Raw genomic sequence first — 26,335 nt, 5'->3', positions numbered from 1 at the left:
CGCGGTGAAGACTCGACACCTCCACCACACCGGAGGTCTTCGCCATGATCAATACCCACGACCGTTAACAACGCTCGTGATCAATACACCTAGGCCCGCTCCCGCCAGCGGTTGGTGATCGGCAGTCGGCGGTCCTTGCCGAAGCCCTTCGGGGAGATCTTCGTGCCCGGCGGGTACTGCCGGCGCTTGTACTCCGCCGTGTCGACCATCCGCAGCACCCGCTCCACCAGCTCCGGGTCGTACCCGCGGGCGACGATCTGCGCGCTGCCGTGGTCGCGGTCGACGTACAGCTCCAGGATCGCGTCGAGCACGTCGTAGTCGGGCAGGGAGTCGGTGTCGAGCTGGTCGGGGCGGAGTTCGGCGCTGGGCGGCTTGGAGATGGAGTTCTCCGGGATCGGCGGGATCTCGTTGCGGTCGGCGGCGGCCGCGTTGCGCCACTTCGCGAGCCGGAAGACGACCGACTTGTAGACGTCCTTGATCGGGCCGTACGCGCCGACCGAGTCGCCGTAGAGCGTCGAGTAGCCCACGGCCAGCTCGCTCTTGTTGCCCGGGGCCAGGACGAGCGGGCCCTCCTGGTTGGAGACGGCCATCAGCAGCGTGCCGCGCAGCCGGGACTGCAGGTTCTCCTCGGCCAGCCCGCTCAGCCCCAGGGACTCCATGTAGGCGTCGAACATCGGGCCGATGGGGACGCTGCGCAGGTGCAGCCCGGTGCGGCGGGCGAGTTCGGCGGCGTCGTCGCGGGAGTGCTGGGAGGAGTAGCGCGACGGCATGGAGATCCCGTACACCTGGTCCGGCCCGAGCGCGTCGCAGGCGACGGCGGCGACGAGGGAGGAGTCGATGCCGCCGGAGAGGCCGACGAGGACGGAGCCGAACCCGTTCTTCTCGACGTACGCGCGCAGCCCGGTGACCAGCGCCGTGTACATCTCCTCCTCGTCGGTGAGGCGGTCCGCGACGACCCCCGCGTACCGGTGGGGGTACGGCGCGACGGGCTCCGCCGACAGCGTCGCGTGCTCGATGCGCAGCCCGTCGTCGGCGATCCCGGCCGGCGGCTGCGCCGCGGCGGCGGGCAGGTCGAGGTCGACCAGCAGGCACTCCTCGGTGAACTGGGCGGCGCGCGCGACGACCTCGCCGCGCGCGTCGACGACGATCGAGTCGCCGTCGTAGACGAGCTCGTCCTGGCCGCCGGTCATCGCGACGTACGCCGTCGTGCAGCCCGCCTCCTGGGCCCGCTTGCGGACCAGGTCCAGACGGGTGTCGACCTTGTTCAGCTCGTACGGCGAGGCGTTGACGGTGACGAGGAGGCCGGCGCCGGCGATCCGGGCGGAGGGCACCCGGCCGCCGTCCTGCCACAGGTCCTCGCAGATGGCCAGCGCGACGTCCACGCCGGCGACGCGCACGACGGGCATGGTGTCACCGGGGACGAAGTAGCGGAACTCGTCGAAGACGCCGTAGTTGGGCAGGTGGTGCTTGGCGAAGGTGAGGACGACCTCGCCCCGGTGCAGCACGGCGGCCGCGTCCTTGGGCGAGCCCGCCGGCTGCCCGTAGCGGTGGCGCTCGTCGCTGCGGTCGAGGTAGCCGACGAGCACGGGCGTCTCGCCCAGGCCCTCGGCGGCCAGCCGCCCGGCGAGCGCGCGCAGCGCGGCGCAGGACGCCTCCACGAAGGAGGAGCGCAGGGCCAGGTCCTCGACCGGATAGCCGGTGAGCACCATCTCGGGGAAGGCCACGAAGTGCGCGCCGCGGTCGGCCGCGTGCCGGGTCCAGCGGACGACGGCGTCGGAGTTGCCGGCGAGGTCGCCGACGGTGGCGTCGATCTGATTCAGCGCGAGGCGAAGTTGAGGCACGGACCCATTTTATCGTCTGTCTGACGCGATGCCGCGCCGGGAACCGGGCGGCCTGCGTCACAGAATGTTCGCCCAGATTTGTGACCCGGACCAGTTCACCGCTCCCGGCGGGGTGGGCATCGTGACGCGGGCACCCCTTCGCCCGTACGCAGCCACCGACCCCCGGACCGGGAGGACCCCCCATGGAGCGCCGCTCGTTTCTCCGCGCAGTGACCGCAGGTACCGGCGCCGTCGCCGTCACCGGCGGACTCTGGCACGCCGCCGCGACCCCGGCGGCGGCCGCCGCGGCGGACAGCCCGTACGGCCCGCTGCTGGCCCCCGACGCCAACGGGCTGGCGCTGCCGCAGGGCTTCACGGGCCGCGTCGTCGCCCGCTCCACCCGCGCGGTCGGCGGCATCACGTGGCACGGCGCGCCGGACGGCGGCGCGTGCTTCGCCGACGGCGACGGCTGGATCTACGTCTCCAACTCCGAACTCCCGCTGATCGGCGGCGTCTCCGCGCTCCGCTTCGGCCCGGACGGCACGGTGACGGCGGCGCGCCGCATCCTGGACGGCACGAACCTCAACTGCGCGGGCGGGGCGACGCCGTGGAACACGTGGCTGTCGTGCGAGGAGACGTACCGCGGCAAGGTGTACGAGACGGACCCGTACGGCAACCGCTCCGCGTCCTCGTACGGCGCGATGGGCCGCTTCAAGCACGAGGCGGCGGCGTGCGACACGGACCGCCGGGTCGTCTACCTCACGGAGGACGAGGACGACGGCTGCTTCTACCGCTTCACGCCGGCGTCCTGGGGAGCGTGGGGCGCGCTGTCGTCGGGCCGTCTCGACGTGCTGTGCGACGCGGGCGGCGGGGCGGTGGCGTGGCGCGAGGTCCCGGACCCGGACGCGCCGTGGCCCTGGGAGCAGACCCGGGCACAGGTCGACGAGGCGCTGCACTTCGACGGCGGCGAGGGCTGCTACTACTCGCCGCAGGCGGGCGTCTGCTACTTCACCACGAAGGGCGACAACCGCGTCTGGGCATACGACGCGGGCGCGAACGCCCTCGCGGTGGTCTACGACGCGGACGAGCCGCTGGGCACCGTCGACAACATCACGGGCCGCGCGGGCGGCGACCTGTACGTCGCGGAGGACGGCGGCAACATGGAGATCAACATCATCACCCCCGTGGGCACGGTGGCCCCGGTGGTCCGCATCGACGGCCACCCGGAGTCGGAGATCACGGGCCCGGCGTTCTCGCCGGACGGGTCACGGCTGTACTTCTCGTCCCAGCGGGGCGAAAGCGGCTTCGTAGCCGGCACGGACGGCGTGACGTACGAGGTCAGGGGCCCCTTCCGGGCGTAACCGCTGCGGGGTGCGAAACCGGAGGGTCGCCGCGCGGGCGGCGCGGGCTCGGTGGGTGCGGGCCCCGTGAAGGGGCTGGGGCGCAGCCGCCGGCACCCCTTCTCCCCCGCCCGCCGCGCCGGGGCGGGGCGGGGCCGACCCGAAACGGTGACGGGCCGGGGTTTCGCTGCGGCGGCGGGGTGGCTGGGGCAGCATCCCCGGCATGGATGCCGTGCGTGTGGCGCTCTTGCGGGAAGTGCTGGCCGGGACCGAGTGGCCCGGGGCCGCGCGGCGGTTCGCCGGGGTGCTGCGGGGCGCCGTCGAGGCGCAGGGCGGCGGGCTGCTGCTCGTAGGGACCGCCGCGTACGAGCCGTGGCACCTCGCCGCCCACCTCGACGACGAAGCCGCCTGGTCCGGACTTCCCGCCCTCTCCCCCACCCTCGTACGCCACCGGGTGCCCGCCGCCGGCCCCGCGCACCTCGGCGTCGGGCTCGGCCGGCTGGAGGCCGCCGGCCGCGGCGAGACCCTGCTCGTCGTCGCCCCCGACGAGCCCGGCGACGCGCTGCTGGAGCGCGTCGGCGACGCCCGCCGCGCCGGCGCGGCCGTCCTCGCGCTCGACGGCGGCTCCACCGAACTGCCCGGCCTCGCCCACGAACTGCTCACCGTCCCCGGCGACAGCGGCGACATCGACCTCGAAACCGTCCAGCACCTCGTCAGCGCCGCCGCCGGCGAGAACGGCGCCCCGCCCGCCGCCTCCGCCCGCTCCGGCTTCCGCGACCGCCTCGCCCGGCTCGCCGAAGTGCTCTCCTCCCCGCCCCCGCCGCGCTGGTAGTCCGGCCGGCCCCGCCGTAATTCCCTTGCGGCCCACCCTCCGCCCACTCGACCATGGCCCCTCGTGGCCGACGAATCCCGCGCCTACCGCGACCTCCTCCCCGACCTCGCCCCCTGGCACGCCTCCCGCGACTTCCGCCTCATGTGGGTCGCGGGCCTCATCACCGCCTTCGGCAGCTTCCTCACCTTCGTGGCCCTCCCGGTGCAGGTGAAGGAGCTGACCGGCTCCGCCCTCGCGGTCGGCGCCATCGGCACGGTCGAGTTGGTCCCGCTCATCGTCTTCGGCCTCTACGGCGGCGCCCTCGCCGACGCCATGGACAAACGGAAGCTGATCATCTACAGCGAGGCGGGGCTCGGCCTCGTCTCCGCCGTCCTGCTCGTCAACAGCCTGCTGCCCGAGCCGATGCTCTGGCCCCTGTACGTCGTCGCCGCGCTCACCAGCGCGCTGACCGGCATCCAGCGCCCCGCGCTGGACTCGATCGTCCCGCGCATCGTGCCGCACGAGCACCTGCCCGCCGCCGCCGCGCTCAACTCCCTGCGCTGGCAGCTCGGCGGCATCGCGGGCCCCGCGCTCGCCGGGTTCATCGTCGCGTACGCCGGGCTGCCCTGGGCGTACGCGCTCGACGCCGGGACGTTCGCCGTCTCCGTCGGGCTCGCGCTGATGCTCGCCCCCTCCCCGGCCGCCCGCGAGGCGGTGGCGCCGAGCCTGCACGCCATCGCGGAGGGCGCGCGCTACGCCTGGAACCGCAAGGAGCTGCTCGGCACCTACGCCATCGACCTGGCGGCGATGTTCTTCGCCTTCCCGCTCGCGCTGTTCCCGTTCCTCGCCGACGACCTGGACGCGCCGTGGGCGCTGGGGCTGATGTACGCGGCGCTGCCCGCGGGTTCGCTGCTGGTGAGCCTCACCAGCGGGTGGACCCGGCGGGTGCACAGGCACGGCCGCGCGGTGATGCTGTCCGCGGCCGGCTGGGGGCTGGCGATCACGGCGGCGGGGATGATGCCCAGCGCCTGGGCGGTGCTGTTGCTGCTCACCGTGGCGGGTGCGTTCGACATGGTCAGCGGCGTGTTCCGGGCGGCGATGTGGAACCAGACGATCCCCGACGAGCTACGCGGCCGGCTCGCCGGCATCGAGCTGCTGTCGTACTCGGTCGGCCCGGTGGCCGGGCAGTTCCGCTCCGGCGGGGTGGCGGCGCTGACGAGCGTACGGACGTCGATCTGGTCGGGCGGGGTGGTGTGCGCCGGGGCGGTGGTGCTGCTGGCGGCGTGCCTGCCGAAGCTGATGACGTACGACGCCCGCACCAACGAGCACGCGGTACGGGAACGGGACCGCCGCGCCGCCGCGGCGGCGGAGAGGGAGAAGACGGAGAAGACGGAGAAGGCGGGGAAGGGCGGCGGCCCGGACGGCGTACCGGCCCCCGGCCCGGCGACGTGACGCGGCGGACCGGGGAGGACCGCGGCGACGGGCGACCGCCGCGCAGCCGCCGCCCCTACGCCCTCAGCGGCCCGACCCGCCCTCGCGGTTCCCCTCGTCGCTCCAGCGGCTGTCCTCGTCCCACTCCTCGTTGCGCGCCTCCGCCGTCTCGATCGCCCGCGCCGCCTCCTCGGGCGTCGCGTACGGCCCGAGCCGGTTCAGGGCCCGGCACTGCGGGCCCTCCTCGACCTTCTTGTGCTCCAGGCAGTAGTACCACTCGCCCGGTTTGCCCGCCGTCTTCTTCTTGAACAGCGCCATCTCGCTCCTCACCTGGGCCGTGCCTGCGCGGTCTGCCGCCGCCCATCGTGCCCGATCCCCCGCCGATAGACTCGGATCCATGTCTGGCCAGTCGTCGCTGCTCGCGCCCGGTACGCTCTCCCCGCCCCGCGCCGTTCCCGCCGCCATCCCCCGCCCCGAGTACGTCGGGAGGAAGGGGCCCGCGCCCTACACGGGCCCCGAGGTCCAGGACGCGGAGACCGTCGAGCGGATGCGCACCGCCGGGCGGATCGCCGCGCGGGCGATGGCCGCCGCCGCGGAGCACATCGCGCCCGGGGTGACGACGGACGAGCTGGACCGGGTGGCGCACGACTACCTGTGCGACCACGGCGCGTACCCCTCCACCCTCGGCTACCGGGGCTTTCCCAAGTCGCTGTGCACCTCGGTCAACGAGGTGATCTGCCACGGCATTCCGGACTCCACGGTGCTGCACGGCGGCGACATCGTGAACCTCGACGTCACCGCGTTCATCGGCGGCGTGCACGGCGACAACAACGCCACGTACCTCGTCGGCGACGTCGACGAGACCTCCCGGCTGCTGGTCGAGCGCACCCGCGAGTCGCTGAACCGGGCCATCAAGGCGGTCCGCCCGGGCCGGCAGGTCAACGTCATCGGCCGGGTCATCGAGTCGTACGCCAAGCGCTTCGGCTACGGCGTCGTGCGCGACTTCACCGGCCACGGCGTCAACACCGCCTTCCACTCCGGCCTGATCATCCCGCACTTCGACGACCCGCGCGCCACCACCGTCATGCGGCCCGGGATGACGTTCACGATCGAGCCGATGCTGACCCTCGGGACGCACGAGTACGACATGTGGGACGACGGCTGGACCGTGGTGACCAAGGACCGCAGGCGCACGGCGCAGTTCGAGCACACGCTGGTGGTGACGGAGTCGGGCGCGGAGGTGCTGACGTTGCCGTGAGCATGCCCGGAGGGCTCCCGGGTGATACCGACACGGCGTCGGGAACCTATTGACTTAGGTAAGCCTAACCAAAGAGAATCGTCACGCCCACCGCCCCGCCGTGCCCCGGAGGCCCGCCTTGGCCGCGACGCCGTTCTCCACCCTGCTGCGCACCGAATCCCACGACCAGCACACCGAGGCCGAGCAGTCGGCCTTCATGAGCGAACTGCTGGGTGGCGCGCTGGGCATCGGGGCCTATCGCCGGTACACCGAGCAGCTCTGGTTCGTCTACCGCGCGCTGGAGCGCCACTGGGGCGCACTCGCCGCCGACCCGGTCGCCGGCCCCTTCGTCCAGCCGGAACTGGCCCGGGTGCCCGAGCTGGAGCGCGACCTCGACTTCCTCCACGGCGGCCCCGGCTGGCGCCCCGCCGCCGCGCCGCTGGCGGCGACGGAGGCGTACGCGGCCCGGATCGAGGAGTGCGCCCGCGACTGGCCGGCGGGCTACGTCGCCCACCACTACACCCGCTATCTCGGCGACCTCTCCGGCGGCCAGATCATCCGCGGCACGGCGGAGAAGACATGGGGCTTCGAGCGCAAGGGCGACGGCGTCCGCTTCTACGTCTTCGAGGGCGTGTCCAACCCGGCCGCGTACAAGCGCGGTTACCGCCGCCTGCTGGACGAGCTGCCGGTGGACGACCTGGAGAAGCAGCGGGTGGTCGAGGAGTGCCGCCGCGCGTTCACCCTCAACACGGACCTCTTCCGCGCCCTGGAGCCGGCGGACCCGCTGACCGCCTGACCCGGCCGGGGGCAATCGGCCGCGGCCGGCCCCTTGCGCTGGAGTGCACTTAAGGGTGCATGGTCGTGACCATGGACAAGCGCACCCTGGGACGTACGGGCATCGAGGTCAGCGCGCTCGGCTTCGGCTGCTGGGCGATCGGCGGCGAGTGGTGGGACGCCGGGGGCGATCCCCTGGGCTGGGGCAAGGTGGACGACGACGAGTCGGTACGGGCCGTGCACCGCGCGCTCGACGGCGGCGTCACCTTCTTCGACACCGCCGACGTCTACGGCACGGGACACAGCGAAACCGTGCTCGGCCGCGCGCTCGCGGGCCGCCGCGACGAGGTCGTCATCGCCACGAAGTGGGGCAACGTCTTCGACGCCGACCGCCGGACGCTGCTCTCCCGCGACCTGTCCCCCGGCTACGCGCGCCGGGCGCTGACCGACTCGCTGCGCCGGCTGGGCACCGACCGCGTCGACCTGTACCAACTGCACATCGGCGACGCCGGCTTCGAGGCGGCGGCGGAGCTGCGCGAGGCGTGCGAGGACTTCGTCCGCGAGGGGCTGATCCGGGCGTACGCCTGGAGCACCGACGACCCCGCGCGGGCCGCGGCCTTCGCCGAGGGCCCGCACTGCGCGGCCGTGCAGCACCGGCTCAACGTGCTGGAGGACGCCCCGGAGATGCTGGCGCTGTGCGCGGAGCACGACCTGGCCAGCGTCAACCGCAGCCCGCTGGCGATGGGGCTGCTCTCCGGCGCGTACGACGCGGGCTCGCGGGTCGGCGCCGGCGACATCCGGGCGACGCCGCCGGCGTGGCTGACGTACTTCGGCGCGGACGGGCGGGTGGCGCCGGGCTGGCTGCCGCGGATCGAGGCGATCCGCGAGATCCTCACCTCGGGCGGGCGCACCGTCGCGCAGGGCGCGCTGGCCTGGATCTGGGCCCGCAGCCCGCACACGGTCCCGATCCCCGGGTTCCGCACCGAGGCGCAGGCGGCGCAGAACGCGGGCGCCCTGGCCGCGGGCCCGCTGACGGCGGGGCAACTGGCGGAGATCGGCGGGCTGCTGACGTAGCGGACCGGAGGCGCGGCGGCGGCGCTACGGGCCGTCCTGCGGCAGGGCGCTGGACTCGCGCAGCGCCAGCTCGTAGGGCGCCAGCAGCGTCGTCGGCGGGGCCTCCGCCGGGCCCTCGATCCGCCCCAGCAGCGCCTTCACCGCCAGCCTGGCCAGCTCCTGCTTGTCGGGCGCGACGCTGGTCAGCGACGGCACCATGTACCGCGCCTCCTGGATGTCGTCGAAGCCGACCACCGCGAGGTCGGCCGGGATCGCCAGGCCCTCGTCGTGCGCGACGCGCATCGCGCCCGACGCCATCATGTCGGTGAAGCAGAACACCGCGTCCGGCGGCTGCCGCAGCGCCAGCAACTCCCGCATCGCCGCCGCCCCGGCCGCGCGGGTGTACGACCCCACGGCGGGCGCCAGCGCCTGGTCGTAGGCGAGGTCCACCTCGGCCAGCGCCTCGCGGTGGCCCTGCATGCGCTGCAGGGCGGTGGCCGTCGTGCGCTCGCCGTGCTGCCAGCCGATGACGCCGATGCGGCGGCGGCCGAGGCCGACGAGGTGCCGGGTGGCGTCGCGGGCGGCGGCGACGTTGTCGATGAGCACGTGGTCGGCGGGGACTTCGTAGTCGCGCTCGCCGAGCAGCACGAGCGGGACGCGGCGCTCGCGGGCGGCCAGCGCCGCCTGGTCCAGGCCGAGGGGGCTGAGGAGCACGCCGTCGATGAGCGGGTCGCCGAGGCCGCAGGCCAGCCGCAGCTCCTCCGCCGGGTCGCCGCCGGTGACCTCGATGAGGACGGTCTGCCCGCTCTCCTTGGCGGCGGCGATCACGCAGGTGGCCAGCTCCGCGAAGTAGGGCGCGACGAGTTCGGGTACGGCCAGCGCGATGACGCCGCTGCGGCCGGTGCGCAGGTGGCGGGCGGAGGCGTGCGGGCGGTAGCCGAGTTCGTCGATGGCGCGCAGGACGCGCTCGCGGGTCGGCTCGGCGACGCGCGCGGCGCCGCGGACCACGTTCGAGACGGTCTTGATCGAGACACCGGCGCGCTCTGCGACGTCCTTGAGGCGGGCCCCGGGCACGGCTTCCTCCCGATTCCTCCGAGGTTCTGGTGCGCACACCTTACGCCTTCTGCGCGGGCTGTTGACGTGGTGCGCACGGCGATATACAACGTTCCACCAAGAGCGCATTACAACGTTGTACAAGTTCGCCGCGGAAAGGGACATCCGCCATGCTCCGACGCCTCGACTCCCCCGGCCGCCCGGCCCCCGGCCCCGCCCGCGGCACACCGGCAGCCCCGTACGCACCCTCCCGCCGCGCCCTGCTGCGCGGCGGCGCGGGACTCGCCGCCGGCGCCGCCGCCACCGCGGCACTCACCGGCTGCGGCACGACCATCGCCCAGGGCTTCACCGGCGGCGAACCCCCCGCGGACCGGCTGAACTTCTGGAACCCCTTCACCGGCGGTGACGGCGAACGCATGGTCGCCATGCAGGAGCTGTACGAGAAGGACCATCCCGAAAGCACCCTGCGGGCCACCACCTTCGTGTGGGGCAACCCGTACTACACCAAGCTCAGCCTCGCCACCATCGGCAAGCGCCCCCCGCACGTCGCCATCGCGCACCTGTCGAAGCTGCCGGTGCTCGCCCAGGCCGGGCTGCTCAGCGAGCTGCCCGCCGACGCGCTCGCCAAGCAGGGCATGACGCCGGAGAAGTTCGACGCCAAGCCCTGGCGGAAGTCCCACGTCGACGACCGCCTCTACGGCATCCCGATCGACACCCACCCCTTCGCGCTGTACTTCCGCACCGACATCGCCGAGAAGGCCGGCCTGCTCGACGGCGGCGAACTGGCCGACATCGACGGCCCGGACAAGTTCGCCGACGCGCTGCGCGCGGCGAAGGAGGTCACCGGCGTCTGGGGCGGCTCGGTCGCCTCGATCAAGGACACCGCCACCCAGTTCCGCATGTTCCTCTCCTTCTACAGCCAGCTCGGCGGCCGGCCCCTGGTCGGCGACGGCGGCGCGACCGTGACGGCCGACCTCGACGCCGCCGAGGAGGCGCTCGCGTACATCCAGCGCCTCGGCAAGGAGAAGCTGATCCCCACCGGCGCCAACGGGCAGGCCGCGATCACCCTGCTCACCAACGGCGAGGCCGGGTTCCTGATGGACGGCGTGTGGCAGATCGTCGCCGTCCTCGGGTCGGGGGTGAAGTTCGACATGCGGCCGCTGCCGCGGATCTTCGACGACGCCCCGTACGCCTGCTTCGCCGACAGCCACGCCCTGGTGCTGCCCCGGCAGCCGAAGCAGGACGACGACCGCCTCGACCTGTCGCTGGAGTTCACCGCCTCGCTGCTGGAGAACAGCGAGCTGTGGGCCGAGGGCGGGCACGTCCCCGCCTGGCTTCCGACGCAGCGCTCGGCCGCGTACCGGAAGCTGACGCCCCAGTCCCACTACACCGCCGCCGCCGAGGGTGCCGTCTACGACCCCGTCGCCTGGTACGGCGGCGCCGGCAGCAACCTGCAGAACCGGGTGGGCGACGCGGTCAGCGCCGCGCTCGCCGGCCGGTCGACCCCGCGTGCCGCCGCGGACCGGGTCCGCGCCGTGCTGCACAAGCTCGCGGACGTCGAATCCCCGATCTGACCCCCGCCGCCCCCAGCCCCTCGAACGAAAGGCATCCCCGTGGCGAGCACAGTCGGCACCGGCGCCCTCACCCCCGACAGGTCACGCACCCGCGAGGCCCGCGGCCGGCTCGCGGGCCCGGCCCTGGTCGCGCCGTTCGCGCTCTTTTACATCGTTTTCCTCCTCGGCCCGCTCATCTACACCTTCGTGGCGGGCTTCTTCAACGGCAGCCTGCTGCGCGACGGCTTCGGCAGTTGGGTCGGCTTCTCCAACTACGCGGACGTCCTCAACGACTCCGAGTTCTGGCGCACGCTGAAGCACACCCTGTGGTTCACCGTGCTCACCACCATCCCGCTGGTGCTGCTGGCGCTGGGTCTCGCGATCCTCGCCGACCGGTTCGTACGCGGCCGGTGGTTCATCCGCTTCGCGTTCTTCGCGCCGTACGTCATCCCGTCCGCGTCGGTCTCGCTGATCTTCATGTGGGGCGTGCTCGCCGACCAGACCGGCCTGGCCCAGGACTGGCTGAAGGCCCTCGGCGTCAGCTCGCCGCCGTCCTGGCTCGGTGATCCGAACTGGGCGATGTGGTCGATGGCCGGCGTCACCGTCTGGTGGACCATCGGCTTCAACTTCGTGCTCTACCTCGCCGGTCTGCAGGAGATCCCCCGCGACGTGCACGAGGCCGCCGCCATGGACGGCGCCGGGCCCTGGCAGCGGATCCGGCACGTGGTCATCCCCATGCTGGGGCGGACGACGACGCTCGTCACCGTGCTCCAGATCGTCGCCTCGCTGAAGGTCTTCGACCAGATCTACATGATGACCGCCGGCGGCCCCGACGGCTCCACCCGGCCCACGCTGCAGTACATCGTCGACACCGGCTTCACCGACGGCCGCACCGGCTACGCCTCGGTCGTCTCCCTCTTCCTCTTCCTCGTCATCCTGCTGATCTCCCTGGTCTGGTTCTTCCTCGTCCGCCGGGCAGAGAAGGAGAGCTGAGCCATGGCCCACACCAAAGAAGGCCCCGCCGCCACCGCCGCCGCGCCCGCCCGCGCGGAAGCAGCCGACCCCGCGCCCAGCCGCGGCTACGACGCCGAGAAGCTCTTCAACCGCGTCGCGCTCGGCGTCCTCGTCGCCTTCGCGCTGCTGTGGCTGGTGCCGCTGCTGTTCGCCACGGCGATATCCATCCGGCCCGCGGACGAGATAGCCACGGACCCGGCGTCCTGGTTCACCTCGAACCCCACCCTCGCCGCGTACACGGACCTCTTCGACAAGGGCAAGCTGCCCTACTGGTACGCCAACAGCTTCATCGTCTCGCTGCTGACCACGGTGCTCACCGTCGTCACCGCCTCCCTCGCCGCCTTCGGCCTCTCCCAGGTGCGCTTCCGCTTCCGCCGCGGGGTGTTCCTGCTGCTGCTCGCCGGGATCATGATCCCGATGCAGGTGCTGATGATCCCGCAGTTCCTGGCGCTCCAGGAGGTGGGCCTGCTCAACACGTACTGGGGCGTGGTCCTGCCGCAGGTGCCGAACGTCGTCGCCGTCTTCGTCTTCAAGCAGTTCTTCGACGGCATCCCCAGAGAGCTGATCGAGGCCGCGCGCGCCGACGGCGCCGGCTGGCTGCGCACGTACTGGCAGATCGTGATGCCCGTCTCGCGGCCCGCCGTGTCGGCCGTGACGATCTTCGTCTTCGTGGCCGTGTGGAACAACTTCCTGTGGCCGCTGCTGGTCGTCACCGACCCGGAGATGATGACGCTGCCGGTCGGGCTCAACTCCGTACAGGACGCCTTCGGCATCCCGTACGCGCAGCTCATGGCCTCCGCCGTGCTGGGCGCCATCCCGCTGCTCGTCGTCTTCGCGCTCTTCCAGCGCCGCATCGTCGAGGGCATCGCCGGTACGGGCCTGAAGTAGGCCCGTACGCCCCCGAGAACCACCGTCAACGCCCCCGGAGAAAGGCACCGCATGCCGCACACCGCCAGGTTCACCGTCGACCCCGAGTTCGTCATCGGCGAGGTGGACCCGCGCCTGTACGGAACGTTCGTCGAGCACATGGGCCGCTGCGTCTACACCGGGATCTACGAGCCCGGCCACCCCACCGCCGACGCCGCCGGCTTCCGCGGCGACGTCGCCGCGCTGGTCCGCGAGCTGGGCACCGGCCTGGTCCGCTATCCCGGCGGCAACTTCGTCTCCGGCTACCACTGGGAGGACGGCGTGGGACCGGTCGCCGAGCGGCCGCGCCGGCTCGACCTCGCCTGGCGGTCGGTGGAGACCAACGAGGTCGGCACGAACGAGTTCCTGACCTGGGCCAAGGGGCTCGGTCTCGAGCCGATGATGGCCGTCAACCTGGGCACCCGCGGCATCGACGCCGCCCGCGCCCTCGTCGAGTACTGCAACCACCCCGGCGGCACCGCCTGGTCGGACCTGCGGATCAAGCACGGCGCCACCGAGCCGCACGGGGTGCGGCTGTGGTGCCTGGGCAACGAGATGGACGGCCCGTGGCAGACGGGCCACAAGTCGGCGCGCGAGTACGGCCGGCTGGCTGCCGAGGCCGGCAAGGCCATGCACCAGGTCGACCCGTCGATCGAGCTGGTCGCCTGCGGCAGCTCCAACGCGCAGATGGCGACCTTCGGCACCTGGGAGCGCGAGGTGCTGGAGGAGACCTACGACGAGGTCGACTATCTGTCGCTGCACGCGTACTACGAGGAGCTGGACGGCGACCGCGCGAGCTTCCTCGCCTCCGGCGCGCACATGGACCAGTACATCTCCGACGTCGTGTCCACCGCCGACCACGTCCGTGCCGTACGCCGGGCGGACAAGCGGATCCGGCTCTCCTTCGACGAGTGGAACGTCTGGTACGCGGCCCGCTTCCCCGGCGAGCGGAACCTGGCCACCGCCGAGACGCCGCGGCTCATCGAGGACACGTACTCGGTGACCGACGCGGCCGTCGTGGGCTCCCTGCTCATCACCCTGCTCCGGCACGCCGACCGGGTCGCCGTGGCCTGCCTGGCGCAGCTCGTCAACGTCATCGCGCCGATCCGCAGCGAGCCCGGCGGGCCCGCCTGGCGGCAGACCGTCTTCCATCCGTTCGCGCAGGCCGCGCGGTTCGCGCGGGGCAGGGTGCTGCGCACCGAGGCGGACCGTACGGGCTCGCGGATCGAGACCCCGCGGCACGGCGACGTCCCCGCGCTCGACCACGTGGTCACGTACGACGAGGAGAGCGGCGACCTGACGATCCTGGCCGTCAACCGGGCCCAGGACGAGCCGCTGCGGCTGTCCGTCGCACTGCGCGGGTTCGGCGCGGCAGGCGGCGCGGACGGGTACACGGTCCTCGAACACCTGGTCCTGGCCGACGACGACCCGGACGCGGCGAACACCGAGACGGATCCGGGGCGGGTCCTCCCGCGGTCCGTCGGCACCGCTCGGATCAGCGCAGACGGCGAGCTTGAGGCCGAACTGCCGTGCGTATCCTGGAACGTGCTCCGGCTGCGGAAGCGGGGCGGGTGACCGGATGCCGTAGGCAATCGAAACTGCCGTAAAACTCCGTACATCCCTCGGCCCCTCTCGGGAGTCGTACGTCGTGAGCCGCACGGAGCAAGCCGCGGCACGGCGCCGACCTGGTGTGAAGCTCGCTACACCTAGGCCGTTTTTGCACGAACCATGGGCGTTCTTCGCAAATCTGGCTTAAAGTTCCGTGAGCGAAAGGTGCGCGTCGACCAGGGGAGGATCGCGTGCGCCTCATCAGTCGCGATGTGCCAGGGGGGAACATGCGGCGTATCGGAGTGGCCGATACCGAGATCATGACGGCGGAGCCGAGACGCGGGACCCGCGTCCGCTCCGCCGCAGCAAAGCCGGCGTGGTATTTGCCGGCTGCCCTCGTCACCGACGCGGCGGGGATCGCGATCCCCGTCGTGCTCGTCTTCCTCACCACCCGGCAGCCCTATCCGGCGCTCTGCGCCGCGCTGGCCGCCGGGGGCTGGCTCGCCGTCCGGGCCGCGCGGCACCGCTACTCCGCGCGGCAGCTCGGCGAGTCGGGCGCGGTGGTGCCGCTGCTGCAGGACTGGCTCCTGCTGTTCGGCGTGCTCGCCGTCGTCCGCGCGTTCACCGCCGACAGCGCCGCGGAACCGCAGCCGGCGCTGCTCGCGCTGCTGCCGGCGCTGGTGCTGACCGTCGTCACCGCCAAGCTGCTGCACCACCATCTCGTCGCGTCCCGGCGGGAGGGCCAGGCGGTGCGGCGCGTGCTGGTGGTCGCCGAGCCGGCCACCGCCGACCACGTCGTCGGCCAGTTGGCGGCGCGTACCGACCACGAGTACGTGGTCGTCGGCGTCGTCCCGGTCGGCGAGGCGCCGCTGTCCTGCGGCGCCCCGGAGGCCGCCCGGCTGGGCCGGGTCCCCTCGGACCGGGCGGGCTGGGACGCCCAGGCGGTGCTGGCCGCCGCCCGGGAGCACGGCGCCGACGTGGTCCTCGCCGCCCCGGGACCGCTGCTGCCGGCGGCCCGGCTGCGGCAGTTGGCCTGGGCGCTGCACGACGCGGGGCTGCCGCTGGCCGTGCTGCCGGGCATAGCGGAGGTCGCCGAGCGGCGGCTGCGGCTGTCGGTGGTCGCGGGCCTGACGCTGCTGCACATCGCGCCGCCGCTGCGGCGGGGTGCGCAGTCGACGCTGAAGGCGGCGAGCGACCGGGCGGCCGCGGCGCTCGGCATCGCGCTGCTGTCGCCGGTGTTCGCGGTGATCGCGGCGGCGGTGAAGTTCACCTCGTCGGGGCCGGTGTTCCACAAGCAGACCCGCCTCGGGCGGGGCGGGGCGCCGTTCACGATGTGGAAGTTCCGCAGCATGGTCGAGGACGCGGAACAGCAGAAGGCCGCGCTGTCGGTGGTCAACGACCACGACGGCAGCCCGATCTTCAAGATCCGCCGCGACCCGCGGGTCACGAGGGTCGGCGAGGTGCTGCGCCGCAGCTCGCTGGACGAACTGCCGCAGTTGTTCAACGTGCTGCGCGGGGAGATGTCCCTGGTGGGCCCGCGCCCGCCGCTGCCGGAGGAGGTCGCCCGCTACAGCGACACCGAGCTGCGCCGGCTGGCGGTGAAGCCGGGGATGACGGGCCTGTGGCAGGTCAGCGGCCGCTCGGACCTCACCTGGGACGAGACGGTCGCGCTCGACCTGCACTACGTGGAGAACTGGTCCTTCGCCCACGACATGGACGTGATGGCCCGCACGTTGCGCGCGGTCGTCGACGGCCGGGGGGCGTATTGAGCCGCGGGACACCACTCTGTGTGCGTCGCACGGCCGTTGAGGCGGCGCGGCCGGCCGTCCGGGTCGCGGTGGCACCGCGACCCGGACGGCCGCCGCGGGCCGCCCGGTTCATGCAGGCGTCCGCGCCGCCGCCCGCGCGCGGCGAAGCCGCGGCGGCGGGCGGGGTGCCCGAGGGGCGCAGCCCCTCGGAGCACCGTCGCGGGGTCGCTGAGGGGTACAGCCCCTCAGGGCTTGCGCCAGTCCTCGTACACCGCCGCGATGCCCTCCCGCAGGCCGATCTCCGGGCGCCAGCCCAGCTCCGTGATGCGGGAGACGTCCAGCAGCTTGCGCGGGGTGCCGTCCGGGCGGCTCGTGTCGAAGGTGATGCGGCCCCGGTAGCCCACGACGTCCCGTACGGTCTCGGCCAGTTCGCGGATCGTCAGGTCCTCGCCGCAGCCGACGTTCACGGGACCGTCCGCGTCGTAGCCGCGCAGCAGCGTGAGGCACGCCGCCGCCAGATCGTCCACGTGCAGGAACTCCCTCCGGGGCGTTCCCGTGCCCCAGAGCACGACCTCCTCCGCGCCCGTCTCCCGCGCCTCGTGGAAGCGGCGGATGAGCGCCGGCAGGACGTGGCTCGTCTCCAGGTCGAAGTTGTCGCCCGGGCCGTACAGGTTCGTCGGCATCGCCGAGATGTACGCCGCGCCGTACTGCGCGCGGTACGCCTGCACCTGCTCGATCCCGGCGATCTTCGCCAGCGCGTACGCCTGGTTCGTCGGCTCCAGCGGCCCGGTCAGCAGCGAGTCCTCGCGGATCGGCTGGTCGGCCAGCTTGGGGTAGATGCACGACGAGCCGAGGAACAGCAGCCGCCGTACGGACGCCGCGTGGCTGCCGGCGATGACGCTCAACTGGATGCGCAGGTTGTCCTCCAGGAACTGCACCGGGAAGCGGCTGTTGGCCATGATCCCGCCGACCTTGGCCGCCGCCAGCACCACCGCGTCCGGCCGGACGGCCGCCAGCCAGGCCGCCGTCCGCTCCGCGTCGCGCAGGTCCAGCTCGGCGCGGGTACGGGTGACCACGTCGTAGCCGTCGGCGGTCAGCCGGCGGGCGACGGCCGAGCCGACCAGACCGCGGTGGCCCGCGACGAAGACGCGCGCGCCGGGCGGGAGGAAGCTCCGGGCGGCGGGCGGGACTCCGTCAGCGCCGGCGGGCGGGGACAGTTCGTTCGATGGCGTCATAAGTAGGGATTCTGCCATCCGGCGGAATGATCAGAGGATGGAACCATGGGCAAGACGGCCCTCATCACCGGCGTCACCGGCCAGGACGGCTCGTACCTCGCCGAACTGCTGCTCGCCAAGGGCTACACGGTGCACGGCCTCGTGCGGCGCTCGTCGTCGTTCAACACCGAGCGCATCGACCACATCTACGAGGAGCCGCAGGAGCCGGGACGCCGCCTGGTGCTGCACCACGCGGACCTCTCGGACGGCGTCGCGCTGGTGAACCTGCTGCGCGACCTCGCGCCCGACGAGGTCTACAACCTCGGCGCCCAGTCGCACGTCCGGGTCTCCTTCGACGCCCCGCTCTACACCGCGGACGTCACCGGCCTCGGCTCCATGCGGCTGCTGGAGGCGGTGCGCGCCGCGGGCATCGACACCCGGCTCTACCAGGCGTCGTCCTCGGAGATGTTCGGCTCCGCCCCGCCGCCGCAGAACGAGCGGACCCCCTTCCACCCGCGCAGCCCGTACGGCTGCGCCAAGGTCTTCGGCTACTGGTCGACGGTGAACTACCGGGAGGCGTACGACCTCTTCGCGGTCAACGGCATCCTCTTCAACCACGAGTCGCCGCGCCGCGGTGAGACCTTCGTCACCCGGAAGATCACCCGCGCCGTGGCGCGGATCAGGGCGGGCCTCCAGCACCGCCTCTACATGGGCAACCTCGACGCGATACGCGACTGGGGCTACGCCCCGGAGTACGTCGAGGCGATGTGGCTGATGCTCCAGCGCGACGTGCCGGACGACTACGTGGTCGCCACCGGCGAGGCCGGCAGCGTCCGCCAGTTCCTGGAGGCCGCGTTCCGTACCGCGGACCTCGACTGGACGGAGTACGTGCGCTTCGACCCCAAGTACGAGCGCCCCAGCGAGGTCGACGCGCTCATTGGAGACGCCTCGAAGGCAGGCGACCTGCTCGGCTGGAAGCCGCAGGTCAAGTGGCCGGAGCTGGCACGGATCATGGTGGAGGCGGACATCGAGGCGCTCGACGCCGAACTCACCGGCGCCACCGTCAGGATCGACAGGTAAAACGGATATTCTCTCCCCGGACTCGCGACGCGCGGCCGCAGGGGACGACGGCCCAGGGGGGCACATGCACAAGCACAGAAGGACGCGGAAGTGGGGGGCGCTCGGCGTCGCCCTCGCGGTGGTGACCGGCACGCTCGTGACGGTCGGCGTCACGTACTCCTCGCCGGAGGCCGAGGCGGTGACGCCGCCGGTGGCGATGACCGCGGACGACCTGTCGACCTGGCAGACCAACGGCGTGGTGTGGTCCATGGCCGAGTCGAACGGCGTGGTCTTCGCCGGCGGTACGTTCTCCGCCATCCGCCCGCCCGGCGCGGCGGCCGGCACCAGCGAGACGAAGGTCGCGAACTTCGCCGCCTTCAACGCGGCCACCGGTGAGCCGACGAACTGCAAGCTGAACTTCACCATCGGCTCCGGCACCGCCACCGTGCGCGCGCTGACCGTCTCCCCCGACGGCAAGACGCTCTACGCGGGCGGCGAGTTCGGCACCGTCAACGGCGTCTCGCGCAGCCGCGTCGCGGCCATCGACATCGCCTCGTGCACCGTGAAGACCGGCTTCAACGCCGGCGCCGTCTCCGCCCGGGTCTACGGTCTCGACGCCGCGGCGAGCGGCCGGCTGTACATGGCGGGCGACTTCAAGACCGTCCGCGGCGAGAGCCGGGTGAAGTTCGCCGCCGTCAACGCCACCACCGGCGCGCTGAACTCCTGGAAGGCCAACGCGGGCCCGGACCGGGCGGGACGCGTCATCGAGGAGACCCCGAACGGCCAGCACGTGGTGGTCGGCGGCGACTTCAACGGGCTCAACGGGGACGCCGGCGTGCACGGCCTGGCCGTCGTCCGCGCCGACACCGGCGCGACCGTACGGGCCTTCAAGGGCGTCAGCAACAACCAGAACAACCCCTACGAGCTGCACTGGAACTCCCTCGTCAAGGGCATCTACATCGACGAGTCCGGCATCTACACGGCGCACGAGGGCCACGGCGGCGGCGTCTTCGACGGCCGGCTCGCGATGAACCTCAACAGCAGCTTCACCCAGCGCTGGCGCGACACCTGCCTGGGCGCCACCCAGGACGTCACCGTCTACAAGGACGTGCTGTACAGCGTCTCGCACGCGCACAACTGCAGCAGCATGGGCCAGTTCCCGGAGCTGAACGAGCGGCAGCACCTGCTCGCCGAGTCCGTGGACAACCCCAAGCCGCTGCTGTCCTGGTTCCCCGACACCGACGACGGCCCGTCCGGCACCGAGCAGATCGGTCCGCGCGTGATGGTCACCTCGTCCAGCGGCGGCAAGGACTACATGTGGGTCGGCGGCGAGTTCACCCGGATCCAGTCCAACGGCAACAAGCTCCAGCAGGGCCTGGTCCGCTTCGCCAACACCCCTGACTCGCGCAAGCCCGTCGCCGGCGCCACCGGCGTGACGGCGGCGAACGTCTCGGGCGGCGTGCGGGTGCGCTGGACCGCCGGCTGGGACCGGGACGACAGCAAGCTGACCTACACGATCTACCGCAACGGCGAGGCGCTGGCGACCAAGCCGACCCTGGACTCCAACTTCTGGACCCTGCCGCAGGGCACCTTCACCGACAGCACGGTCAAGCCCGGCACGACGTACAGCTACCAGATCACCGCGAGCGACGCCGCCGGCAACACCACCGCGAAGTCGGCGGCGGTGAACGTGACCACGCCGGGCACGCCGTCGGAGACCACGGTGGAGCGCACCGCGACCGCCGACGCCTACGTCAACGGCTCGGCCACGAGCACCAACTACGGCGCGCACAACCAGCTCCTGGTCAGGAAGACCTCACCGTACCTCAGCTACCTGCGGTTCTCGCTGCCCCAGGCGCCGAGCGGGATGACGCTGAAGTCCGCGAAGCTGACGCTGCGTACCACCACCGACGCCAGCGCCGGCACCCCGGACACCGTCAGCGTCCAGCCGGTCACCGGCGCCTGGTCGGAGTCGGAGGTGACGTACGCGAGCCGGCCGGAGATGTCGTCCACGGTGCTGGGCACGTTCACCGGCGCGACGGAGCTGGACACCGACTACACCGCGTCGCTCTCCGCCGCCCAGCTCAGCGGCTCGCTGGGCGACACCCTGGACGTGGCGCTGACCAGCGACGGCACCGACGCCTGGTGGGTGCGGGCGCGCGAGACCTCGTACGCGCCGAAGCTGACGCTGACGTTCGGAGCGGGCTGATGTCCGCCCGTACGGCACGGAGGTCCCGGGCGGCGCTCGCGACGGTGGCCGCCGCGGCGGCCGCCGTCCTGGCCCTGGCCGGCTGCAGCGGGGGCGGCGACGAGGACGACGGCGCCGCTGCCAGCCCCGCGGCGTCCCAGCAGGAGGGCGACCGCGCCCCGGAGGACCCGGGCCCCGCGGAGGAGGAGAAGGCCGACGACACCGAGAAGGTGCCGGAGGCCGAGCTGGAGCCCGCCGAGGGCGAGTTCTCCGAGAAGGAGAAGACGTATCTGAAGGACCGGGTGCCCAAGGGAGTGGACCCGGCGGCGATCCTGGAGGCGGGCGAGGAAGCCTGCGCCAAGATCGAGAGCGCGGCGGCGACGGACGACGAGCTGGCCCGGGAGGCCATCCGCTCCGGCGACATCGCCAACGCGGAGGACGCGATCCGCACCCTCTGCCCCCAGTACGAAGACCTGCTGTAGGAGTTCGGCTTGAAGAGACTGCCCATCGTCGTCGCGATACCGACCAAGAACGAGGCCGAGAACATCGCGACGACGGTGCGGTCCGTCATCGACCACTTCGAGGCCGTGGTGGTGGTCGACTCGGACAGCACGGACGACACCCGCGCCCTCGCGGCGGACCAGGGCGCCGAGATCGTCCCGTACACCTGGGACGGCAAGTACCCCAAGAAGAAGCAGTGGTGCCTGGACCACATCCATCCCGAGCTGGACTGGATGCTGTTCGTCGACGGCGACGAGACCCCGAGCCCGGAGCTGATCGCCGAACTCCACCGCATCTTCGACCCGGCGGCCGACGGCTCGCTCAAGGTCGCCCCGGCGGCGTTCGACATCCCGCTGGGCTACTGGTTCGCGGGCAAGCGCCTGCGCCACGGCTACACCATCGTCAAACGCGCCCTGATGGACCGCACCCGCGTCCGCTTCCCGGAACTGGGCGACCTGGAAGCCCCGGGCATGGGCGAACAGGAGGGCCACTACCAGCCCCTCGCCGACGGCCCGGTGGTCCGCTTGAGTGCCACGATCGAGCACGAGGACCTGGATCCGGTCCGCACGTGGTTCGAGCGGCACAACCGCTACTCGGACTGGGAGGCGTGGCTGGAGCTCCACCCGGAGGTCCGCGAGGAGATCCGCCAGGCCAAGACCCGCCAGGGTCAGCTCTTCCACAAGGCCCCGCTGAAGCCCCTGGTGTCGTTCGCCTATGCCTACGTCTACAAACGCGGCTTCCTCGACGGCCGCGCGGGCCTGGACTACGCCCTGGCGATGAGCTTCTACCGCTGGCAGATCGGCCTGAAGACCCGCGAGGAGAGCCCGTAACCGCGGGCTCCGCGCCAGGAAGGGGCGGCCGGCTCCGGCCGCCCCTTCGCGTGCGTCTCAGCGGCGGACCTCGTCGTAGACGTCGAGGAGGGGGTCGACCACGCCGTCGATGGCGAAGCGGTCGTTGATGAGCTGCCAGGCGGCCTGGGAGGCTTCCTCGTTGGCCGCCGGGTCCAGGAGTTCCAGGATCGCCTGGCCCACCAACGGGCCGTTGTCCGTGTCGGCGCGGCTGTCGAGGACGCGGCCCGCGCCCGCCTCCGCCACGTCGGGGCCGAGGCCGCACGTGCGGGTGATCACGACCGGGACGCCGACCGACATGGCTTCCAGGACCGAGACCGGGAACGGCTCGACCACCGACGGCAGGACGTAGACGTCGGACGTGCGGTGCTGGGCCAGGACCTCGTCCGGGGTGAGGGAGCCCACGTACGACACCGAGTCCGCCACGCCCAGTTCCGCCGCCAGCCGCATCATCGGCTCGGCGAGCGCGCCGGTGTCGGGGCCCGCGAGGACGAAGCGGGCGTCCGGGTGCTTCGCCAGCACCACCGGGATCGCCCGGATGAAGTCCTCGGGGCGCTTGCGCTCCTGCACCCGCGCGACGTACGTCACCGTCGGCGGCCCCGACGTGCGCGCGAGCCTGCGCTCCTGCGGGAGTACGCCGTTGACGAGGCGGCGCGGCCGGTTCAGGGGCGTGTCCGGGACGACCGCCTGGATCTCGCCGTGCTCGAACTCCGTGAGGTACAGCGTCGCGTCCGCCTTGCGCAGCGCCCGGCGCAGCCCGAGCACGTCGACGGCACGGGCCACCGGCTTCTCGGTGGGGTCGATCATGCCGTGCGTCTGCAGCACCACCGGCACGCCCGCCTGCTGCGCGATGAGCGCGAACGGCAGCGTGATGAGGTCCCGCATGAGGTGGACGTGCACGACGTCCGCGGAGCGGACCAGGCGGCGGGCGCGGGCCAGCAGCGCCGGCGACGTGATGCCGCTCACCTCGAACCGCGGCAGCACGTGCTTGGCCTGGTACATGAACGTGGGCACGCCGTCGATGTCGCCCGGCAGCGGGCCGTCGAAGCCGTCGCCGAGGGTCGCGATGCGCGAGTCGACGCCCCGGGCCCGCAGCCCCTTGGACAGGTTGAGCGCGACGCGCGTGGGCCCGCCGAAGTCGTTCGTGGGCGTATGCAGCGTGACGACATGCAGAACTCTCAAGACGGTCCCCTCCCCGGCACCCCCCGGCACCGTACGTATGTTCCCGGAGCCTACCCGCCGCACAACCCCGAGCCTATTTAGACTGTCTTCGGTTGCGGGACGGCTATACGGGGCGATACGGGGCGGGGGCAGTTCGGGCGATGGCAGACCAAACGGGCGGGCCGCGGTCCGGCGGCGGTGAGGGCGGTGACGGCGAGGGCCGGGTGCCGCTCGACGAGACCGTGCAGATCCGGATGGCGCCGCTCGCCGCGAAGGCCGCCCGCCGCTCCCGCGCCGCGACCCAGGACCCGGCCCAGGACCCGGCCCAGGACCCGACCCGGGCCGCCGCGGGACCCGGCACCGCCACCGCCACCCGCGTCCGGCACCCGTTCACCCCCTTCGTCATCCCCAAGAGTCCCGCCCCCCGCGCCGTCCTCTCCCGCGCGCTCGCCGTCCCGCTCGTCGTCGCCCTCGTCTTCGTCCTGCCCCTGGCCGTCGCCGGCCGCTCCCAGCCCGACGTACGCGACGCGGTGTTCTGGCTCCAGCTCGCCACCACCTGCTACGCGGGCGCCCGACTCTCCGCGATGGTCCTCACCACCCGGCGGCGGCTCATCCAGGGCACCGTCTGGCTCTTCTGCTACGTCGCCATGGGGGTCGCGCCGCTGGCGCAGATCGTGCTGGCGCAGACCCCGACCCCCGTCGTCGGCACCCGCGGCGACTTCACGATGGCCGTCGCGCTGGTCCTCGCCGGCTTCGTCGCCTTCGACGTCGGCGCGCTGCTCTCGCGGCACGCCTCCGAGGCCCGGCTGAGCCGCCCGCGCCCGGTGGCCTCGGTCAACAAGCGCCGCCTGTACCTGCTGGTGATCTTCGCGTACGCAGGCAGCGCCCTGCTCATCGCCTCCTTCGGCGGCCCCGCGCCGTTCTTCGGCAGCCGCCAGGCGATCAGCGACGAGCTGACCGCGGGCGGCACGTCCGACTCCCAGGTCGGCTCGGCGTTCCTGCGCGGCTTCGGTACGGTGCCGGCGCTGCTGGCGCTGCTGATGATGACGCGCTGGCTGGTGGTCTCCCGGCGGGCCCGGCGGCAGCCGGCCGTGGTGCTGCCGTGGGCGGGGCTCGTCCTGATCAACGCGATCGTCAACAACCCGATCTCCAACCCGCGGTACTGGTTCCTCACCGTCGCCTTCGCGCTGCTCTTCACCGCCTTCCCACGCAGCCCCGTCGTGTACCGGGCGGCGCTCGCGGGGGGCGTGGCGATGGCGGTGCTGCTGTTCCCGTTCGCGGACAAGTTCCGCTACGACGAGGCCGGTCGGAAGCAGACGCAGTCGGGCTCGGTGCTGGAGCCGCTGGTGATGAAGGACTACGACCAGACGGTGATGTTCGCGAACACCATCTCGTACGTGGACTCCGGCACGGGCCACACGTACGGCAAGCAACTGGCGTCGTCGGCCTTCTTCTTCGTCCCCCGGTCGGTGTGGGAGGACAAGCAGCTCGACTCCGGCGTCAAGGTCGGCACCTGGATGGGGATGACGAACGTCAACCTGTCCTCGCCGCTGTGGACGGAACTGTGGCTCGACTTCGGGCCGCTGGGGATGGCGGGCGGGCTGCTGCTGGTGGGGTACGCGGCGGCGCGTACGGACCGGAGGTTCGCCGAGTCGGGGCACATGTCGCGGGACCCGGGGAACGTGATGGCGACGGTGATCCCGCTGATCGCGGGGTACTCGTTCATCCTGCTGCGGGGGCCGCTGCTCCAGGCCACGGGGCGGATCGGGATCGCGGTGCTGTGTCTGGCGCTGGTGACGACGTTCCGGCCGGAGGAGCACAAGCGGCTGCGCTGAGCCGCGGCGAGCGCGCCGCGTTCCGGCGCCCGCGTGCACAGTGCCCGTGCGCAGGGCGCCCGCGTGCAGGGCGCCCGCGTGCAGGGCGCCCGCGTGCAGGGCGCCCGCGTGCAGGGCGCCCGCGTGCAGGGCGCCCGCGTGCACGGCCGGGTGCACGACGGCCGGGTGCGGCGGCCCGTGCGCGCCGGCCGCCGTCCGGGCCGTAGGCTCGGGGCGTGGATGTCGAGGATGATCTTCGGGGCGCGCTCGGACGGCAGTTGGCGGGCGTCGGCACCCGGCGGGCGGCGGCGGCCGTGGAGCGGCTCATCGCCGGCTACCGGGGCGGCGGCCCGGCCCCGGCGCTGCGCGACCGGGACGACGTGGCGGCGTACGCCGCGTACCGGATGCCCGCCACCTTCCAGGCCGTAAGGGCCGCGCTCGGCGCGCTGGCCGGGGCCGCGCCCGGCTGGGCGCCGGACAGCCACCTCGACGTCGGCGGCGGTACCGGCGCCGCCGTCTGGGCAGCCGCGGCGGTCTGGCCGGCCGGGCCGGCCGGCCCGCGTACGACCGTCGTCCTCGACCAGGCGGAGCCGGCGCTGACGCTCGGCGGCGAACTGGCCGCGGGCGCCGCCGACCCCGCGGTGCGCGCCGCCGAGTGGCACCGCCGGGCGCTCGGCGCCGCCCCGGCGGGCTCCGCGTGGGCTCCTGCCGGGCTCGTCACCGTGTCCTACGTCCTCGGCGAACTGCCGGAGAAGGTACGGCGCGAGGTCGTCGCCGCCGCCGCACAGGCGGCGGAGGGCGCCGTCGTCGTCGTGGAGCCGGGGACCCCGGAGGGCTACCTGCGGGTGCTCGCGGCCCGGCAGCAGCTCGTCGACGCCGGTTACGAGGTGCTGGCGCCGTGCCCGCACAGCGCGCGGTGCCCCATGGAGGGGACCGCCGACTGGTGCCACTTCGCCGCCCGCGTGCAGCGCTCCGCGCTGCACCGCCGGGTCAAGGGCGGCGAGCTGGGGCACGAGGACGAGAAGTTCTCGTACGTGGCGGCGGTACGGGTCCCCGCCGGGGCACCGGCACCGGCGCGCGTCGTGCGGCATCCGCAGCTCCGCAAGGGCCTGGTGCTGCTGGAGCTGTGCACGGCGGGCGAGGGGCTGGCCCGTACCACCGTGTCCAAGCGGCAGGGCCCCCGCTACCGCGCCGCCCGGGACGTGCGGTGGGGCGATGCGTGGCCGCCGCCGGAGGACGACGGCCACGGCGGGACGTAGCGG

At 72.9% G+C, this 26,335-nt stretch carries 22 protein-coding genes; 17 read left to right on the top strand and 5 right to left on the bottom strand.

What is annotated here, in order from left to right:
- Positions 1-89: 89 nt before the first annotated feature.
- Positions 90-1,841 (bottom strand): NAD+ synthase, encoded by a 1,752-nt coding sequence (locus ACFYVJ_RS33505; protein WP_388899856.1) that lies wholly within the window; start codon positions 1,839-1,841, stop codon positions 90-92.
- Between the two features lie 182 nt (positions 1,842-2,023).
- On the opposite strand from ACFYVJ_RS33505, the gene ACFYVJ_RS33500 reads away from it, so the two are divergent.
- From ACFYVJ_RS33500 to ACFYVJ_RS33490, 3 genes are all read left to right on the top strand, one after another.
- Positions 2,024-3,181, top strand: a complete 1,158-nt coding sequence (locus ACFYVJ_RS33500; protein ID WP_388899853.1) for an alkaline phosphatase PhoX — start codon at positions 2,024-2,026, stop codon at positions 3,179-3,181.
- 202 nt (positions 3,182-3,383) lie between these two features.
- Positions 3,384-3,992 carry a hypothetical protein gene (locus ACFYVJ_RS33495; RefSeq protein WP_388899850.1) on the top strand — a complete coding sequence of 203 codons (609 nt, stop codon included), beginning with the start codon at positions 3,384-3,386 and terminating at the stop codon, positions 3,990-3,992.
- A 63-nt stretch (positions 3,993-4,055) separates the two neighbouring features.
- Positions 4,056-5,423, top strand: a complete 1,368-nt coding sequence (locus tag ACFYVJ_RS33490) for an MFS transporter (protein ID WP_388899847.1) — start codon at positions 4,056-4,058, stop codon at positions 5,421-5,423.
- A gap of 63 nt (positions 5,424-5,486) precedes the next feature.
- Here the strand turns inward: ACFYVJ_RS33490 and ACFYVJ_RS33485 are convergent, their stop codons facing one another.
- Positions 5,487-5,720 (bottom strand): hypothetical protein, encoded by a 234-nt coding sequence (locus ACFYVJ_RS33485; RefSeq protein WP_388899844.1) that lies wholly within the window; start codon positions 5,718-5,720, stop codon positions 5,487-5,489.
- A gap of 79 nt (positions 5,721-5,799) precedes the next feature.
- Here ACFYVJ_RS33485 and map point away from each other — a divergent pair, with 79 nt between their 5' ends.
- The 3 genes from map (at position 5,800) to ACFYVJ_RS33470 (ending at position 8,487) form a co-directional block, all read left to right on the top strand.
- The gene (map, locus tag ACFYVJ_RS33480; RefSeq protein WP_388899841.1) at positions 5,800-6,660 is read left to right on the top strand and encodes a type I methionyl aminopeptidase; all 861 of its coding nucleotides are present in this window, start codon (positions 5,800-5,802) and stop codon (positions 6,658-6,660) included.
- 118 nt (positions 6,661-6,778) lie between these two features.
- Positions 6,779-7,435: a heme oxygenase (biliverdin-producing) gene (locus ACFYVJ_RS33475; RefSeq protein WP_388899838.1), complete on the top strand. Its 657-nt coding sequence runs from the start codon at positions 6,779-6,781 to the stop codon at positions 7,433-7,435.
- A 59-nt stretch (positions 7,436-7,494) separates the two neighbouring features.
- Entirely contained in the window at positions 7,495-8,487 is a 993-nt protein-coding gene (locus ACFYVJ_RS33470) for an aldo/keto reductase (RefSeq protein ID WP_388899835.1), read from the top strand.
- Positions 8,488-8,511: 24 nt separating this feature from the next.
- Here ACFYVJ_RS33470 and ACFYVJ_RS33465 read toward each other — a convergent pair whose 3' ends face one another.
- On the bottom strand, positions 8,512-9,540 hold the full coding sequence (locus ACFYVJ_RS33465) for a LacI family DNA-binding transcriptional regulator (protein ID WP_388899832.1): 1,029 nt from the start codon (positions 9,538-9,540) through the stop codon (positions 8,512-8,514).
- Between the two features lie 149 nt (positions 9,541-9,689).
- Between ACFYVJ_RS33465 and ACFYVJ_RS33460 the strand changes: the two genes are divergently transcribed.
- The 5 genes from ACFYVJ_RS33460 to ACFYVJ_RS33440 all read left to right on the top strand — a co-directional run bounded on the left by ACFYVJ_RS33460 (position 9,690) and on the right by ACFYVJ_RS33440 (position 16,309).
- The gene (locus ACFYVJ_RS33460; protein WP_388899829.1) at positions 9,690-11,093 is read left to right on the top strand and encodes an extracellular solute-binding protein; all 1,404 of its coding nucleotides are present in this window, start codon (positions 9,690-9,692) and stop codon (positions 11,091-11,093) included.
- Between the two features lie 39 nt (positions 11,094-11,132).
- Entirely contained in the window at positions 11,133-12,065 is a 933-nt protein-coding gene (locus ACFYVJ_RS33455) for a carbohydrate ABC transporter permease (protein WP_388899826.1), read from the top strand.
- A gap of 3 nt (positions 12,066-12,068) precedes the next feature.
- Positions 12,069-12,974 carry a carbohydrate ABC transporter permease gene (locus tag ACFYVJ_RS33450; RefSeq protein WP_388899824.1) on the top strand — a complete coding sequence of 302 codons (906 nt, stop codon included), beginning with the start codon at positions 12,069-12,071 and terminating at the stop codon, positions 12,972-12,974.
- A 51-nt stretch (positions 12,975-13,025) separates the two neighbouring features.
- A complete protein-coding gene (locus ACFYVJ_RS33445) occupies positions 13,026-14,567 on the top strand; it encodes an alpha-N-arabinofuranosidase (RefSeq protein ID WP_388899821.1) in 1,542 nt (513 codons plus the stop codon).
- 275 nt (positions 14,568-14,842) lie between these two features.
- On the top strand, positions 14,843-16,309 hold the full coding sequence (locus ACFYVJ_RS33440; protein WP_388899865.1) for a sugar transferase: 1,467 nt from the start codon (positions 14,843-14,845) through the stop codon (positions 16,307-16,309).
- Positions 16,310-16,533: 224 nt separating this feature from the next.
- Here ACFYVJ_RS33440 and ACFYVJ_RS33435 read toward each other — a convergent pair whose 3' ends face one another.
- Positions 16,534-17,523, bottom strand: coding sequence for a GDP-L-fucose synthase family protein (locus ACFYVJ_RS33435; protein WP_388899818.1), 990 nt, complete (start codon positions 17,521-17,523; stop codon positions 16,534-16,536).
- Between the two features lie 45 nt (positions 17,524-17,568).
- On the opposite strand from ACFYVJ_RS33435, the gene gmd reads away from it, so the two are divergent.
- From gmd to ACFYVJ_RS33415, 4 genes are all read left to right on the top strand, one after another.
- The gene (gmd, locus tag ACFYVJ_RS33430) at positions 17,569-18,582 is read left to right on the top strand and encodes a GDP-mannose 4,6-dehydratase (RefSeq protein WP_388899816.1); all 1,014 of its coding nucleotides are present in this window, start codon (positions 17,569-17,571) and stop codon (positions 18,580-18,582) included.
- Positions 18,583-18,646: 64 nt separating this feature from the next.
- Positions 18,647-20,770 carry a DNRLRE domain-containing protein gene (locus tag ACFYVJ_RS33425; protein ID WP_388899813.1) on the top strand — a complete coding sequence of 708 codons (2,124 nt, stop codon included), beginning with the start codon at positions 18,647-18,649 and terminating at the stop codon, positions 20,768-20,770.
- On the top strand, positions 20,770-21,231 hold the full coding sequence (locus ACFYVJ_RS33420) for a hypothetical protein (protein WP_388899810.1): 462 nt from the start codon (positions 20,770-20,772) through the stop codon (positions 21,229-21,231). The genes ACFYVJ_RS33425 and ACFYVJ_RS33420 overlap by 1 nt, the downstream gene beginning before the upstream one ends.
- 9 nt (positions 21,232-21,240) lie before the next feature.
- On the top strand, positions 21,241-22,080 hold the full coding sequence (locus tag ACFYVJ_RS33415; protein WP_388899807.1) for a glycosyltransferase family 2 protein: 840 nt from the start codon (positions 21,241-21,243) through the stop codon (positions 22,078-22,080).
- Between the two features lie 57 nt (positions 22,081-22,137).
- Here the strand turns inward: ACFYVJ_RS33415 and ACFYVJ_RS33410 are convergent, their stop codons facing one another.
- Positions 22,138-23,280: a glycosyltransferase gene (locus ACFYVJ_RS33410; protein ID WP_388899804.1), complete on the bottom strand. Its 1,143-nt coding sequence runs from the start codon at positions 23,278-23,280 to the stop codon at positions 22,138-22,140.
- Between the two features lie 140 nt (positions 23,281-23,420).
- Here ACFYVJ_RS33410 and ACFYVJ_RS33405 point away from each other — a divergent pair, with 140 nt between their 5' ends.
- Together ACFYVJ_RS33405 and ACFYVJ_RS33400 are read left to right on the top strand one after the other, a co-directional pair.
- Entirely contained in the window at positions 23,421-25,094 is a 1,674-nt protein-coding gene (locus tag ACFYVJ_RS33405; protein WP_388899801.1) for a hypothetical protein, read from the top strand.
- 257 nt (positions 25,095-25,351) lie between these two features.
- Entirely contained in the window at positions 25,352-26,332 is a 981-nt protein-coding gene (locus ACFYVJ_RS33400) for a small ribosomal subunit Rsm22 family protein (RefSeq protein WP_388899862.1), read from the top strand.
- Positions 26,333-26,335 lie beyond the last annotated feature (3 nt).

Source organism: Streptomyces sp. NPDC004134 (assembly GCF_042874195.1).
Taxonomy (GTDB): Bacteria; Actinomycetota; Actinomycetes; order Streptomycetales; family Streptomycetaceae; genus Streptomyces.
This window is presented reverse-complemented; position numbering and strand designations above follow the sequence as displayed.

Bases quoted from the DNA above. Each gene is read 5' to 3' on its own strand.
- ACFYVJ_RS33500 (WP_388899853.1), top strand. From the start codon at position 2,024: ATGGAGCGCCGCTCGTTTCTCCGCGCAGTGACCGCAGGTACCGGCGCC.
- ACFYVJ_RS33495 (WP_388899850.1), top strand. From the start codon at position 3,384: ATGGATGCCGTGCGTGTGGCGCTCTTGCGGGAAGTGCTGGCCGGGACC.
- ACFYVJ_RS33485 (WP_388899844.1), bottom strand. From the start codon at position 5,720: ATGGCGCTGTTCAAGAAGAAGACGGCGGGCAAACCGGGCGAGTGGTAC.
- map (WP_388899841.1), top strand. From the start codon at position 5,800: ATGTCTGGCCAGTCGTCGCTGCTCGCGCCCGGTACGCTCTCCCCGCCC.
- ACFYVJ_RS33470 (WP_388899835.1), top strand. From the start codon at position 7,495: ATGGTCGTGACCATGGACAAGCGCACCCTGGGACGTACGGGCATCGAG.
- ACFYVJ_RS33460 (WP_388899829.1), top strand. From the start codon at position 9,690: ATGCTCCGACGCCTCGACTCCCCCGGCCGCCCGGCCCCCGGCCCCGCC.
- ACFYVJ_RS33450 (WP_388899824.1), top strand. From the start codon at position 12,069: ATGGCCCACACCAAAGAAGGCCCCGCCGCCACCGCCGCCGCGCCCGCC.
- ACFYVJ_RS33445 (WP_388899821.1), top strand. From the start codon at position 13,026: ATGCCGCACACCGCCAGGTTCACCGTCGACCCCGAGTTCGTCATCGGC.
- ACFYVJ_RS33435 (WP_388899818.1), bottom strand. From the start codon at position 17,523: ATGACGCCATCGAACGAACTGTCCCCGCCCGCCGGCGCTGACGGAGTC.
- gmd (WP_388899816.1), top strand. From the start codon at position 17,569: ATGGGCAAGACGGCCCTCATCACCGGCGTCACCGGCCAGGACGGCTCG.
- ACFYVJ_RS33425 (WP_388899813.1), top strand. From the start codon at position 18,647: ATGCACAAGCACAGAAGGACGCGGAAGTGGGGGGCGCTCGGCGTCGCC.
- ACFYVJ_RS33420 (WP_388899810.1), top strand. From the start codon at position 20,770: ATGTCCGCCCGTACGGCACGGAGGTCCCGGGCGGCGCTCGCGACGGTG.
- ACFYVJ_RS33405 (WP_388899801.1), top strand. From the start codon at position 23,421: ATGGCAGACCAAACGGGCGGGCCGCGGTCCGGCGGCGGTGAGGGCGGT.